Source organism: Cobetia marina (genome assembly GCF_001720485.1).
Lineage (GTDB): Bacteria > Pseudomonadota > Gammaproteobacteria > Pseudomonadales > Halomonadaceae > Cobetia > Cobetia marina.
Genome location: NZ_CP017114.1, coordinates 4,063,080 through 4,076,698, shown reverse-complemented (window position 1 = coordinate 4,076,698; position 13,619 = coordinate 4,063,080). Strand labels below are relative to the sequence as shown.

General features: G+C 60.9%; 14 protein-coding genes and 1 pseudogene. 9 read left to right on the top strand and 6 right to left on the bottom strand.

Annotated elements, in window-relative coordinates:
• Positions 1-107 precede the first annotated feature (107 nt).
• The 5 genes and pseudogenes from speE to BFX80_RS17230 all read left to right on the top strand — a co-directional run bounded on the left by speE (position 108) and on the right by BFX80_RS17230 (position 5,770).
• A pseudogene (speE, locus tag BFX80_RS17250) lies at positions 108-969 on the top strand (polyamine aminopropyltransferase).
• 413 nt (positions 970-1,382) lie between these two features.
• Positions 1,383-2,408 carry an amino acid ABC transporter substrate-binding protein gene (locus BFX80_RS17245; RefSeq protein ID WP_077379634.1) on the top strand — a complete coding sequence of 342 codons (1,026 nt, stop codon included), beginning with the start codon at positions 1,383-1,385 and terminating at the stop codon, positions 2,406-2,408.
• Positions 2,409-2,637: 229 nt separating this feature from the next.
• Positions 2,638-3,828, top strand: coding sequence for an amino acid ABC transporter permease (locus BFX80_RS17240; RefSeq protein WP_077379632.1), 1,191 nt, complete (start codon positions 2,638-2,640; stop codon positions 3,826-3,828).
• Between the two features lie 10 nt (positions 3,829-3,838).
• The gene (locus BFX80_RS17235; protein WP_084209521.1) at positions 3,839-4,963 is read left to right on the top strand and encodes an amino acid ABC transporter permease; all 1,125 of its coding nucleotides are present in this window, start codon (positions 3,839-3,841) and stop codon (positions 4,961-4,963) included.
• 78 nt (positions 4,964-5,041) lie between these two features.
• The gene (locus BFX80_RS17230) at positions 5,042-5,770 is read left to right on the top strand and encodes an amino acid ABC transporter ATP-binding protein (RefSeq protein ID WP_043331784.1); all 729 of its coding nucleotides are present in this window, start codon (positions 5,042-5,044) and stop codon (positions 5,768-5,770) included.
• 144 nt (positions 5,771-5,914) lie between these two features.
• Here the strand turns inward: BFX80_RS17230 and BFX80_RS17225 are convergent, their stop codons facing one another.
• Positions 5,915-6,448 carry a hypothetical protein gene (locus BFX80_RS17225; protein WP_084209520.1) on the bottom strand — a complete coding sequence of 178 codons (534 nt, stop codon included), beginning with the start codon at positions 6,446-6,448 and terminating at the stop codon, positions 5,915-5,917.
• A gap of 290 nt (positions 6,449-6,738) precedes the next feature.
• Between BFX80_RS17225 and BFX80_RS17220 the strand changes: the two genes are divergently transcribed.
• Positions 6,739-7,167 (top strand): host attachment protein, encoded by a 429-nt coding sequence (locus BFX80_RS17220; protein WP_077379624.1) that lies wholly within the window; start codon positions 6,739-6,741, stop codon positions 7,165-7,167.
• Between the two features lie 147 nt (positions 7,168-7,314).
• Here BFX80_RS17220 and BFX80_RS17215 read toward each other — a convergent pair whose 3' ends face one another.
• Positions 7,315-8,262, bottom strand: coding sequence for a LysR family transcriptional regulator (locus tag BFX80_RS17215; RefSeq protein WP_084209519.1), 948 nt, complete (start codon positions 8,260-8,262; stop codon positions 7,315-7,317).
• Between the two features lie 281 nt (positions 8,263-8,543).
• Here BFX80_RS17215 and BFX80_RS17210 point away from each other — a divergent pair, with 281 nt between their 5' ends.
• Positions 8,544-9,320, top strand: coding sequence for a ferredoxin--NADP reductase (locus tag BFX80_RS17210; protein ID WP_084209518.1), 777 nt, complete (start codon positions 8,544-8,546; stop codon positions 9,318-9,320).
• 206 nt (positions 9,321-9,526) lie between these two features.
• Here BFX80_RS17210 and glnK read toward each other — a convergent pair whose 3' ends face one another.
• From glnK to BFX80_RS17195, 3 genes are all read right to left on the bottom strand, one after another.
• Positions 9,527-9,865, bottom strand: coding sequence for a P-II family nitrogen regulator (gene glnK, locus BFX80_RS17205; protein ID WP_024951507.1), 339 nt, complete (start codon positions 9,863-9,865; stop codon positions 9,527-9,529).
• A 150-nt stretch (positions 9,866-10,015) separates the two neighbouring features.
• Positions 10,016-11,263 carry an ammonium transporter gene (locus BFX80_RS17200; protein ID WP_077379618.1) on the bottom strand — a complete coding sequence of 416 codons (1,248 nt, stop codon included), beginning with the start codon at positions 11,261-11,263 and terminating at the stop codon, positions 10,016-10,018.
• 32 nt (positions 11,264-11,295) lie between these two features.
• Complete coding sequence (locus BFX80_RS17195; protein WP_065392452.1) at positions 11,296-11,634, bottom strand: P-II family nitrogen regulator; 339 nt, start codon at positions 11,632-11,634, stop codon at positions 11,296-11,298.
• 437 nt (positions 11,635-12,071) lie between these two features.
• Between BFX80_RS17195 and BFX80_RS17190 the strand changes: the two genes are divergently transcribed.
• The gene (locus BFX80_RS17190; RefSeq protein ID WP_084209517.1) at positions 12,072-12,446 is read left to right on the top strand and encodes an accessory factor UbiK family protein; all 375 of its coding nucleotides are present in this window, start codon (positions 12,072-12,074) and stop codon (positions 12,444-12,446) included.
• A gap of 85 nt (positions 12,447-12,531) precedes the next feature.
• On the opposite strand, the gene BFX80_RS17185 is transcribed toward BFX80_RS17190, so the two are convergent.
• Positions 12,532-12,810, bottom strand: coding sequence for a CBU_0592 family membrane protein (locus BFX80_RS17185; RefSeq protein WP_205632716.1), 279 nt, complete (start codon positions 12,808-12,810; stop codon positions 12,532-12,534).
• Positions 12,811-13,336: 526 nt separating this feature from the next.
• Between BFX80_RS17185 and BFX80_RS17905 the strand changes: the two genes are divergently transcribed.
• Positions 13,337-13,606: a hypothetical protein gene (locus BFX80_RS17905; RefSeq protein WP_157109507.1), complete on the top strand. Its 270-nt coding sequence runs from the start codon at positions 13,337-13,339 to the stop codon at positions 13,604-13,606.
• Positions 13,607-13,619 lie beyond the last annotated feature (13 nt).

Genomic DNA, 13,619 nt, shown 5'->3' with positions numbered 1-13,619 from the left:
ATCGCCCGATGACGCGTGCGTCGATGATTCAGGCCTTGAGGGTCTGATGTCCCGTCCTCTTATTCATACCTTGATATCCGACTCCGATATCCCTTGTGAGGGTTCTCATGACCGAACATCTCGATGGCTCCTGGTTCACCGAAATCTTCGACCGCCACGGCAGCGCCTTCTCGCTCAAGGTCAGCCACAAGCTGCATGACGAGCAGACGCCTTATCAGCACCTTGAGGTCTATGCCACCGAGACCTACGGCAATCTGATGGTGCTGGATGGCTGCGTGATGCTGACCGACCGCGACAACTTCCTCTATCACGAGATGATGTCGCATCCGGCGCTGTTCACCCACGCGGCCCCCAAGCGTGTCGTCATCATCGGGGGGGCGACTGTGGCACCCTGCGTGAGGTGCTCAAGCACCCGGGCGTGGAGAAGGTCACCCAGATCGACATCGATCCGGCGGTCACGCGGGCTTCCGAGCAGTTCTTCCCGGCACTGGTCGAGTCCAATGATGACCCGCGTGCCGAGCTGCTGTTCGAGGATGGCGTCAAGTGGGTCGACAACTGCCCGGACGAGAGCATCGACGTGCTGATCGTCGATTCCACGGATCCGGTCGGTCCGGCGGAAGGTCTGTTCAAGACCGACTTCCTCAAGCGCTGCCACCGTATCCTCAAGCAGGGGGGGTGATGGTGCAGCAAAGCGAGTCGCCGCTGTATCACACCGACTCCATCATCAAGGACCTGCGCAACGACATGGGCGAAGCGGGCTTCGACAGCGTCGCGACCCTGCCGTTCCCGCAGCCGGTATACCCGTCCGGCTGGTGGAGCTGCACCCTGGCGGGCAAGGGATGTGACGTGAAGTCCTTCCGTGAGGAAGACGCGGCTGCGGCCAGCTTCGCGCGCGATTTCTATACCGTGGAAGGCCATCGTGCCGCCCTGGTACTGCCTCCCTTCATGCAGCGTCTGCTGGAAGACTGAGTCATCCAGAAGCGCATCGGGGCGTGAAGAATGCGTTTCAGTGCGCGGTAGCGTTGAGTCAGGGGGGCTGCGACATTGGTCGCAACTCCCCAGACCGGAGCGCAGGGAAGTTCAAGAACGGCCGTTTCGTCATGAAACGGCCGTTTTTATTTTGCACCGATATGAAGCGAACGAGGCGTCAGACGCCACTATCTGCACGCTTGTCTCGCCATATGATCGACGGTCGGCATCGGGAGGTTTGGCCGTTTTCACTGCCGTTCGGCTGTTTTTTCAGCGTTGAACGCAGCGGATCACACGATAGGCGGAAATTGGAACGGAGCTTGCTATTGTCGAGGGGTGCCATGCACAGCATTGCACCATCACCGTCTCGGGGTGTTTCCGAGCGGATTCCAGACATACGCGAGGGATTCAAGATGCATAACAACAAGAAGCCACTGCTGATCGCTAGCGCCGCCCTCCTGGCTGCCTCGGTAGCCAGTGGTGCCAGTGCCGCGACTCTGGATAGCGTCAAGGAAAAGGGCTTTGTCCAGTGTGGTGTCAGCACCGGTCTGCCGGGCTTCTCGGCGCCGGATGACGCCGGCAACTGGCAGGGCCTGGATGTCGATGTCTGCCGTGGTGTCGCGGCGGCTGTGCTGGGTGATGCCAGCAAGGTGCGCTACGTCCCGCTGACGGCCAAGGAACGCTTCACCGCGCTGCAGTCCGGTGAAATCGATGTCCTGTCGCGCAATACCACCTGGACCGCCACGCGTGACACGTCTCTGGGCCTCAACTTCGCCGGCGTGAACTATTACGACGGCCAGGGCTTCATGGTCAGCAAGGACCTGGGGGTCTCCAGTGCCAAGGAGCTGGATGGCGCGGCGGTCTGTATCCAGTCCGGTACCACCACCGAGTTGAACCTGGCGGATTATTTCCGCCTCAACGAGATGTCCTTCGAGCCGGTCGTCTTCGACACCTCCGACCAGACCGTCAAGGGCTTCGAAGCGGGCCGCTGTGACGTCCTGACCTCCGACCAGTCCCAGCTCTACGCCCTGCGCATCAAGCTCTCCGATCCGGCCTCCGCCATGGTACTGCCGGAAGTCATCTCCAAGGAGCCGCTGGGCCCCGTCGTCCGTCAGGGCGATGACCAGTGGTTCAACATCGTCAAATGGACCCTGTTCGCTCAGATCAACGCCGAAGAGATGGGTCTGACCTCCGACAACATCGAAGCCAAGAAGTCGGATACCAATCCCAATGTCGCGCGTCTGGTCGGTGCCGATGGCAACTACGGCGAAGCCATGGGGCTCCCGGCTGACTGGGCCTATCAGGTCATCAAGCAGGTGGGCAACTACGGGCAGATGTTCGAGCGCAATGTCGGCACTGGTTCCGCTCTGGGGATCGAGCGTGGTCTGAACGCGCTGTGGACCGACGGCGGCGTCCAGTACGCACCGCCCGTTCGCTGATGCCTCGGCTCGCCTGGAGGTCCAGCGCGAGCCGGGTGAACCGTGACGCAGGCTGAGCAAGGACGCTGGCCAGGGAGAAGTGGCCATACGGTCATTTCCCCTGGCCAGCGTCGTGAGGGGCTTGGTCTGTTCCCCGTGATCCTTTCCTCGAGTGCCGAGAGATAACTGATCTGCCGTTCGATAGGGCGGCAGGCGGAAGTCGCATAGCTTTCCGGCGGAGATTGCCTGTATGACACAACCTGCTTCTCGCCCGCCGGCCACGGTCAAGCCGCCATTCTGGCGTGACCCGGCCAAGCGAGCACTGATCTTCCAACTTCTGATGCTGGCAGGCGTGTTCGGCGTGTTGGCGATCATCGTCAGCAATACCCTGACCAACCTCGAAAGCCGTGGCATCACCACCGGCTTTGCCTTCCTGGACAACACCGCAGGCTTTGGCATTCTGCAAAGTCTGATCGACTATTCCGAGCAGTCCACCTATGGCGATACCTTCATCGTCGGTCTGCTCAACACCCTGCTGGTATCCGCACTGGGCGTCATCGCGGCCACCGTGATCGGCTTCATCATGGGGATCGCCCGTCTCTCCCCCAACTGGCTGATCTCGCGGCTGGCGGCGGTCTATATCGAAGTCTTCCGCAACATTCCCCTGCTGCTGCAGATCTTCTTCTGGTACTTCGCCGTTCTTCGCACTCTGCCGAGTCCGCGAGGTTCGCTGTCGCTGGGCGAGGCCTTCTTCCTCAACGTGCGCGGTCTGTTCGTGCCGGCACCGATCACCTCCAGCGGCTTCTCGGTGGTGATTGCCGTGTTCGTGCTGGCCGTCGTCGCCAGCGGCATCTTCAGCTACTGGAACCGCCAGCGTCAGGCCCGTACCGGTCAGCGCTTGCCGGCGGGCTGGATCTCGCTCGGCCTGATCATCGTGGCGCCGCTGCTGGCCTACTTCGCGATGGGCATGCCGCTGAGCTGGGAGCTGCCGGAACTCAAGGGCTTCAACTTCCGTGGCGGCATCACGGTCGTTCCCGAGTTCCTCGCCCTGTGGGTCGCGCTGTCGGTGTACACCGCGGCGTTCATCGCCGAGATCGTGCGTTCCGGCATCGAGGCGGTACCGCACGGCCAGACGGAGGCCTCACGGGCGCTGTCGCTGTCAGGTGGCATGACGCTGCGCCTCGTGGTGGTGCCGCAGGCACTGCGCGTCATCATCCCGCCGCTGACCAGCCAGTACCTGAACCTGATCAAGAACTCGTCGCTGGCCACGGCCATCGGCTATCCCGATCTGGTCTCGGTCTTCGCGGGTACCACGCTCAACCAGACGGGTCAGGCCATCGAGGTGATCGCCATGACGATGCTGGTGTATCTGACCATCAGTCTGCTGGTCTCCATGTTCATGAACTGGTTCAACGCCCGCATGGCGTTGGTCGAGCGCTGAGGGTCTGCCCATGTCGATTGAAAAGACCCTGTCACGGGTTACCGAGAAGATGATCGATTCCCGCCCGGCGCCAAGCGACAGCATCGGTGCGGTGGCCTGGCTGCGAGCCAATCTGTTCGCCGGACCGATCAATACGCTGTTCACGCTGTTCGCGCTGTATCTGGTCTACCTGCTGGTGGTGCCCAGCCTGCAATGGGCGCTGATCGATGCCGACTGGAGTGGCACATCGCGTGCTGATTGCACGGGTGAGGGGGCGTGCTGGGTCTTCATCAGCGCCCGCCTCGATCAGTTCATCTATGGCTTCTATCCGAGTGAGGAGACCTGGCGGGTCGATATCGTGTTCGCCATCTTTGCCGTGCTGATCGCCTGGCTGGCGATTCCGAAACTGCCGGCAAAGGGCTGGGTCGCCATCGTCACGCTGGCGGTCTTCCCCTTCATCGCCTACTTCCTGCTGCATGGTGGCAGCTTCGGGCTCGAGGTCGTCGGCACCCACGAGTGGGGCGGCCTGATGCTGACTCTGGTGCTGGCGGTGGTGGGCATCGTGGCGGCATTGCCGCTGGGGATCCTGCTGGCGCTGGGACGGCGTTCCGAGATGCCGATCGTGAAGAGCATCTGCGTCGTGTTCATCGAGTTCTGGCGCGGGGTACCGTTGATCACCGTGCTGTTCATGGCCTCGGTGATGTTGCCGCTGTTCGTGCCCGGTGAGGTCAATCTGGACAAGCTGGTGCGTGCGCTGATCGGCATCACCCTGTTCCAGAGTGCCTACATGGCGGAGGTGGTGCGTGGTGGCCTGCAGGCGATCCCGAAAGGGCAGACCGAGGCCGGCATGGCGCTGGGGCTGGGCTACTGGCGCAACATGGGGCTGATCGTGCTGCCCCAGGCGCTCAAGATGATGATCCCCGGCATCGTCAACACCTTCATCGCCCTGTTCAAGGACACCTCGCTGGTACTGATCATCGGGCTCTTCGATCTGCTCGCCATCGTGCAGGCCGGTCTCGCCGACCCCAAATGGCTGGGCTACTCCATCGAGGGCTATGCCTTCGTAGCACTGGTCTTCTGGGTCTTCTGCTTCAGCATGTCGCGCTACAGCCAGTATCTCGAGCGCCTGCTGCATACCGGTCACAAGAAGCGCTGATCACGGCGCCAAGGAATCTTCATCATGACAACGACAACATCCGCCTCGCAGGGCAAAACCGGTGCCGATGAGCGCCCGATGATCGAGCTCAAGGGCCTCAACAAGTGGTACGGCGACTTCCACGTGCTGCGTGACATCAACCTGAGCGTGCGCAAGGGCGAACGTATCGTCATCTGCGGGCCTTCAGGGTCCGGCAAGTCGACGATGATCCGCTGCATCAATCATCTCGAGGAGCATCAGGAAGGCGATATCGTGGTCAACGGCATGCCGCTGACCCAGGACATCAAGCAGATCGAGGCGATCCGTCGCAACGTCGGCATGGTCTTCCAGCACTTCAATCTGTTCCCGCATCTGACGGTGCTGGAGAACTGCTGTCTGGCGCCGATCTGGGTACAGAAGCGGCCACGCCGCGAGGCGGAAGCCGAAGCCATGAAGTACCTGGAGCGGGTGCGCATCGCCGATCAGGCCCACAAGTTCCCGGGGCAGCTGTCCGGCGGCCAGCAGCAGCGTGTCGCGATCGCACGCTCGCTGTGTCTGAGCCCGGAGGTGATGCTGTTCGATGAGCCGACGTCGGCGCTGGACCCGGAGATGATCAAGGAAGTGCTGGATGTCATGGTCGAACTGGCCAATGAAGGCATGACCATGCTGTGCGTGACCCACGAGATGGGCTTCGCCAAGACGGTGGCGGATCGTGTCATCTTCATGGATCAGGGGCAGATCATCGAAGAGAACGCGCCGGAGCCGTTCTTCAACAATCCGCAGTCCGAGCGGACCCAGCTGTTCCTCAGCCAGATACTGGGGCATTGAGGCCACGGACTGATCGGATGATGTGAGCCGCAGAAAAGACAACGCCCTGCGTGATGACAATCACACAGGGCGTTTTCGTATGTCTTCCACAAGGACGTCAGTGAGTGCTTGCTTCGTCCGAGCGTCACTCATCGTGACGTGTCATCAGAGGCTAGGCTCCGTCCTGCGTGCCTCGGTGCTGCTGGTGTCCGGAAGCTCATCGTCGCCGCCCAGGCTCGGTTCCTGCGGCTTGGCGGCGGCCTTGGACGATGCTTCGGCAGGCGTCGTTGCCGCCGGTGTGGCAGCTGATGCCTCGCCCTCGCGCGGCCAGGTGACACTACGCGGCTTGCCGACCCAGCTGTCGTCATCGTCATGCACGGCAGGGCGACGTGAGATGGAGCGCGTGACAAGTGCGGCTGCATCCAACGAGTGGTTGGCGCCACGTACGCTCATCACGTGATGCGGTGCCATCAACAGCTCGAACAGCAGACGCGTGAGAACGGAGGCCAGCAGGAAGCCGCCGACACCCTGAGACAGGACTGGCCATTGTGCCAGCAGTGAATTGTCCGGCCCGATGGGCGTCAGGTGCTGCAGCGTCCAACCGGTAGCCGCGACCAGAAGGCCCAGCTGAATCGACAGGTGAGCGGTGACCAGCACACGGCGGGGCAGTGGGCGGCGCATCAGGAGCAGATCGCGCATCGAGACATCTCCGGAACAGAGCAAAAGAGTGAGAGGGCGAGAAAGAGGACAGAGCGGGCCCTGTGTGCAGCGGATGTTAGCACGCACTTCGCCAGCCGCGTCATGTCCGGGAGTGGCGACGGCCATGTCGTCATGTCGGCAATTCTCCTAGCTTGGGTGTGGAAAAATTACCCCCACAGTCCGGCAAGGGTTGAATGTTCACTCCGCTGCCAGCATGTCCTCTGATGAACGCAGAAGATGATCGTCAATATCTGATCAACGACGCCTCACGAGAGACAGGGAGTGTGTAAATGGTTACTTACATCGTTGCTGCTGATGCCGCCCGCGCTCGTATCTTTGCCCGTGCTGCCGGCAAGGTCACTGAAGTGGACAGCCTCGTACATCCTGAAAGCCGTCAGCATACCGGTGACTTGAGAACCGGTGGCAAGGGCGAGTCCAGTGGCGGGCACGGTAGCCTGCATCAGACGGGAGATGATGGCGCGACCTCGGACAAGCATCAGGACTTCTTCGCCAAGGAAGTGGCGCAATATCTCAAGCAGGCGGCCAACGACGGCAAGTTTGATCAGCTGATCATCGCTGCCGCACCCAAGTTCCTCGGTGCGCTGCGTGACAAGCTCGACAAGCCGGTGGCCAAGCTGGTCAGCGAGACCGTCGACAAGGATCTCTCCCATGAGAGTGCCGACGACATCAAGCAGCGCTTCACTGGCCTGAATCACTGAAGTCGGTGACATGACGGCAGGGCGTTACACGGCCTGCTGAATCTGAAAGCACCGTCAGCGGACTCGCTGGCGGTGCTTGTGCGTTGGCGTCATGCAATATGGAGGGTAAGTGAGTGCTTGCGTACCTGCAGCCATGCTGCTTGATGGTCACGGTACCTGATGCATCTCGATCTCGTCGCTGCGTGAGGCAGAGCCACTCAGGGTGCGGCAGCTCGTCACGAACTCGCGCATGGCCTGGGTAATGAAGCGGTCGCGATGATGGACGAATCGATAGGCGCGAGTCAGTTCCAGCCATGGGGTAGGCAGCTCGACCAGGCTACCGCGCCGGAAGGCGTCTCGTAGCGCCAGTCGTGAAACGCAGCCGATCCCCAGGCCGGCCTCCACCGCGCGCTTTATCCCCTCGGTGTGCTCCAGTTCCATCATGATGTCGAGTCGCTGGGCCACGCTGTCCGAGGGGCTCTCGAGGTGTGGGCGCAGTGCCTGTTCGAAGGTGCTGCGGGTGCCAGAGCCCCGTTCACGCATGATCCAGCGCGCCTCCAGCAGACGTGCGAGCGTCAACTCTCCTCGGGCCAGAGGATGCGAGGGAGCGCAGAAGATGCTCAGGCGATCACTTACCCAGTGCGTGGCTTCCAGCAATGGGTGCTCCACCTCGCCTTCCACCAGCCCGATATCGAGCTCGAAATGCGCTAGCTTCTCGATCAGCTGGTGGGTGTTGAGGACATGCAGCTCCACACGGCTGGCCGGATGATGCTCGAGGAAGCTGCCGACGATCTGGGGCGCCAGGTAGTTGCCGATGGTCAGGGTGGCGCCGATTTCCAGTGAACCGGTGGCATCCTGCTGGCCGAGCAGCTGCTCGAGTTCTTCCGCCTGATCCAGCAAGGCGATGGCCTTGGGAAGCAGTTCGCGGCCAAGGCCATTGAGGCGCAGGCGTTTGCCATGCCGGTCGAACAGGCGGCAGTCGAACTGGCGCTCCAGTTCGGCCAGGGCCGTGCTGGCGGCGGACTGTGACATCGCGAGGCTTTCGGCTGCCAGCGAGACGTTGTCGTGGCGTGCCACGGCAACGAAGACCGCCAGTTGTCGCAGGCTGTAACGCATTCCGCCTCCTTGTGCATGCAGGCAGTGTCGAGAGGAGCTCGCTGGCCAGCGCAACACCCGGTTCGCGCTGCAATGTGAAGCAGGCCATTGCCGGGCTTGTAATGCGATTCATTCGCAATCAATATTGATAGTCTGGATAACCTATATCCAGATAAACCATTTAACGCATAACCCAACAGTGACTACAATCGCTGCATAGTTCATTGGGTCATAAGCTGTTATTTGCTTATTCCATAATAGAATGCTTGATTTCAAGGGGCGCGACCCCGGGAGGCCACCAGGTGAGCAGTCTGACCACTACCGAAGTCATCGACGTCCATCATTGGAACGACTCGCTGTTCAGCTTCCGCACCCAGCGGGAAGACAGCCTGCGCTTCAAGAATGGCCAGTTCGTGATGATCGGCCTGGAAGTCGAAGGCAAGCCGCTGATGCGCGCCTACTCGATCGCCAGCCCGAACTACGAAGAGCATCTGGAGTTCTTTTCCATCAAGGTGCAGGACGGCCCGCTGACCTCACGCCTTCAGCACCTCAAGCCGGGTGACCAGATCATGGTCTCGCGCAAGCCCACCGGAACGCTGGTGCTGGACGATCTGCTGCCGGGCGAGAATCTTTACCTGTTCTCCACCGGAACTGGCCTGGCGCCCTTCCTGAGCGTGATTCAGGACCCGGAGACCTATGAGCGCTATGACAAGATCGTCCTGATGCACGGTGTGCGCCATGTCTCAGAGCTGGCCTATGCCGACATGATCGCGGAAGAGCTGCCCAAGCACGAGTATCTTGGGGAAGAGATCGCCGAGAAGCTGATCTACTACCCGACCGTGACGCGCGAGGAGTTCCGCAATCAGGGCCGCATCACGGATCTGGTCGAGAATGGCAAGCTGTTCGAGGACATCGGCCTGCCGCCGCTGGACCCGAAGCGTGACCGCGCGATGATCTGCGGCTCGCCGGCGATGCTCGACGATATCAGCGCCATGCTGGATGCCCGTGGCTTCGCCATCTCGCCGAAGATGGGTGTGCCGGGTGACTATGTGATCGAGCGTGCCTTTGTTGAGAAGTGAGCGTGTTGAGAAGTGAGCGTGTTGAGAAGTGAGCGTGTCGAGACGTAAGCATGTCGAGAAGTGATGCCCTGAGCATGAACCACGAGCATCACGCATGAACGGCACGTGCTGAAACGAAAAAACCGCAGACCAATGGCCTGCGGTTTTTTGTGTGCTCATGTCACCCGTCGGGGCAGCACGTCATCGCCAGGGCTTGCACCAGGGGCTTAGACGGCGTCCTTGCCGGTCTCGCCGGTACGGATGCGAATGACCTGCTCCAGCGGCGAGACGAAGATCTTGCCGTCACCGATCTTGCCGGTGTTGGCGACATTGGTGATCGCCTCGATCACGGAATCGATCATGGCGTCATCCACGGCGACCTCGAGCTTCACCTTGGGAAGGAAGTCGACCACATACTCGGCACCCCGATACAGCTCCGTGTGGCCCTTCTGGCGGCCAAAACCCTTGACCTCGGTCACGGTGATACCCTGGACGCCAATCTCGGACAGGGATTCGCGTACGTCGTCGAGCTTGAATGGCTTGATGATGGCAGTGACCAGTTTCATCGTCTCTCTCCTTGGGTGATGGTGCGGGTGGCGTTGCTGCTCGCCACGCCAGCCCCTATTGCTCAAGCATACACCGCTTATCCGGTCAGGAAAAAAGACTCCCGCCAGGTGGCGGGAGTCTTTGGGTGTCGCGTGAGTCTCGATCCTTGATTACTTGCGGCTGGAGGTGAATTCCGGATACGCCTCCATGCCACATTCCGCCAGATCGACGCCTTCGTACTCTTCCTCTTCGCTGACGCGCAGTCCCATGATGGTCTTGATGACCAGCCAGACCACGAAGCTTGCGATGAATACCCAGGCGAAGATGGACACGGCGCCCAGCAGCTGTGCGGAGAAGGTGGCATCGTCATTGGTCAGCGGCACTGCCATCAGGCCCCAGAGACCGACTACACCGTGGACGGAGATGGCACCGACCGGGTCATCGAGCTTGAGCTTGTCGAGGCCGACGATGGAGAACACCACCAGCAGGCCACCGACGGCGCCGATCAGGGTGGCAGCACCGACACTCGGTGCCAGCGGACCAGCGGTGATGGCGACCAGGCCAGCCAGGGCGCCGTTGAGGGCCATGGTCAGGTCAGCCTTGCGGAACCACAGGCGGGCGAGGATCAGGGCAGCGATGACACCCCCGCAGGCAGCGGCGTTGGTGTTGACGAAGACCTGAGCGACCGCGTTGGCTTCATCGATGTTGGACAGCACCAGCTCGGAGCCGCCGTTGAAGCCCAGCCATCCCAGCCACAGGATGAAGGTGCCCAGGGTCGCCAGCGGCAGATTGGAGCCCGGGATGGCGTTGATCTCACCGTTCTTGCCGTACTTGCCCTTGCGAGCCCCCAGCAGCAGCACGCCAGCCAGTGCGGCGGAAGCGCCTGCCATGTGCACGATGCCGGAGCCGGCGAAGTCACTGAAGCCCGCTTCGCTCAGGAAGCCGCCACCCCAGGTCCAGTAGCCCTGGACCGGGTAGATGACGCCCGTCATGACCACGGCGAAGGCCAGGAAGGCCCACAGCTTCATGCGCTCGGCGACTGCACCGGAGACGATGGACATGGCGGTCGCCACGAACACCACCTGGAAGAAGAAGTCGGAACGCGCGCTGTAGTAGATGTCGCCACCGGAAGCGAGCGCTTCCTCAGCGGTATTCTCGGCGCCGATCAAGAAGCCCAGGCTCGGCAGGAAGCCGCCTTCGGCGCTTGAGTACATGATGTGGTAACCGACCACCATGTACATGGTGCAGGCGATGGCGAACAGCGCCACGTTCTTGGTCAGGATCTCGGTAGTGTTCTTGGCGCGTACCAGGCCAGCTTCCAGCATGGCAAAGCCGGCAGCCATCCACAGCACCAGGGCGCCACAGACCAGGAAATAGAAGGTATCAAGTGCGTACTTGACCTCGATGATCTCGTTCATGCGGGATTCTCCTTTATTATTGTGCGCGGGGCTCAGACAGCATCGGCGCCGCGTTCACCGGTACGGATACGGATCACGTCATCCAGCGGGGTGACGAACAGCTTGCCGTCGCCGATCTTGCCGCTGTTGGCTGCCTGGGTGATGGCGTCCAGCACCGTTTCCACACTGCTGTCATCAACAGCCACTTCAATCTTGACCTTGGGAAGGAAGTCGACGACATACTCGGCGCCGCGATACAGCTCGGTGTGGCCCTTCTGTCGCCCGAAGCCCTTCACTTCCGTGACCGTGATGCCTTGCACGCCGTTGTCGGCCAGCGCTTCACGCACGTCGTCCAGCTTGAAGGGTTTGATGATGGCGGTGATCAGTTTCATGTGCTGCCCCCGTTTGCTACCGCAATGATCTGTCATGTTGAGTGCGGCCAATCAGACACTGCTGGTGGCCTGTTCCTGACAAGTGCATCGCACGAGGTATGCCATGAGGTTAAAAAATCTTTAAATTCATCTAGTTGTGCTGAAGGAAAAAGCAGCTCCGCAGCAAGGCCAAAAATGACGGCAAGAAGAACGCCATGGCGATGCACCGCTTTGGTGCCTGAATTGCGGCTTTCGAGGTAGGAGATAGCGCTAATATGGTGCACAAGGGCCGGTGCCTGCCGTCAGTGGCGAGAGATTCGGGGTCGGGACATGCGTCAGGCCAGCGGGTTGCGTATCCTTGCAACATGACATGATGTCCCCCACGTTTCGGGGAGATCCTTTTCTCTGACCGACAGCCCCATGATGGGCCCGTCGGCTTGCAATGGCTGAGGTGGAGCATGTTCAAGAACGACGTCATCGGGCGTATGGCCCAGCAGATCGGTGAGCGCCTCCAGGACGCCTCGCACGGCCCGGAAGAGCTGCAGAAGTCCGTACAGGGCGTGATGCGCAGCGCCTTTGATCGCATGGAACTGGTGTCGCGCGAGGACTTCGACATCATGATGGATGTGCTGACGCGGACTCGCGGGCGTGTGGAGTCGCTGGAGAAGCAGGTCATCGCACTTGAGGCGCTGCTGGAGAAGCAGGGACTGGTGGCGGGTGCTGCGTCGACCACCGAGCCTGCCGTGGCGGTGGACGATGAGGGAGAGACCGCGCTGGCAAAGCGGGAAGCCGCCAGCCACGCCGAGGAGATCGAGCGTCAACGCGACGCCTGAATGGCATGCTGCCAAAAAAACCGCCACACCCGTCGAGGTGTGGCGGTTTTTTTGTGTCCGTCGCATGAGGCGGGTGCCGGGCAGGTCAGACCGTCTGTGGACGAGACCCCATCAACCAGCGAACCAGGCCCACCAGAGATGCCACGATCCAGAACACCTCGATCACGAAGCTGGCGAGATTGAAGTTGATGCACAGGCTGATCAACAAGAGGATCGCCCCGCTCAGATTCATGAGGTTGTAGGTCAGGCTACGTGCATCGAGTCTGCCAATCTGCAGCAGAAAGAAGGCACCGACCACCAGAGAGGTGCCGAGCATGCCGATGATGTCCGCCATGGGTGCCAGCGAGGCAAGCATGTCTTGCATGGGGTGTTACTCCTGAAACAAGCCGAAGTCGTCCTGAATGGCTGGCCCTTTCCGTGGGTTGGACGATTCTCTGCCACCCTTGGGTGGCCTCCTTGAGACAGCTTGGCGGTTGTATCAGCAGGGCCGAGACAACCGATCAAATATACCAGCAGTCCCCCTCTTGAGGCACTCCTGTAGCGCCTGGAGCACCGCCTTGCATGTTCCATGAGCACTCTTCTGGTGCAGGCCCGAGGGCTGGCGATCCGTCAGGTGCTCCATGTCGCCAACTTCGTGAAATATCTGCTAGAACGCGCGTTATTTCATGGAAAAAGCCGGTTGATGGGCTATTTTCAACGTTCAGTCCGCATGAATGTCTCGAGCTGAACAGACACGGCAGCCAGTCCGGCGCATCGAAGGAGGCTGGCATTGGGTGGGGCCTGCGTGACTCTCGGGAAAGGCACTCCCTTCCCTCGCGCCTCTTCTCTTGAGCCCAGCCTCCTGAGTCATGCCAGGGCGTTTCTCCATTCACTTCTTCATGAACATCTCCGTGAACTACTTCGTGAAGCTCTTCATGAAGTTCATGCCGCGATGTCGACGGGAAACGCTGCCGTTGGTTCATCGTGCGGGTGCCTTGCCCGTTCCGGGTGACGATATTGCCTCTCTGCCGCCTGTTTCGCCGGTCTGGCCGGGTGCTGGAGGAGGGCTGATGTCGCCCTCAAATGTTGATTCAGAGTGTAATGCGTCACGCTTCGATGAGGTGGTGCGGCTCGGTGTCCATATCGATAGGGTTTGGCGTTGCCAGATGATGGATATTTGAGCGCTGGGAAATG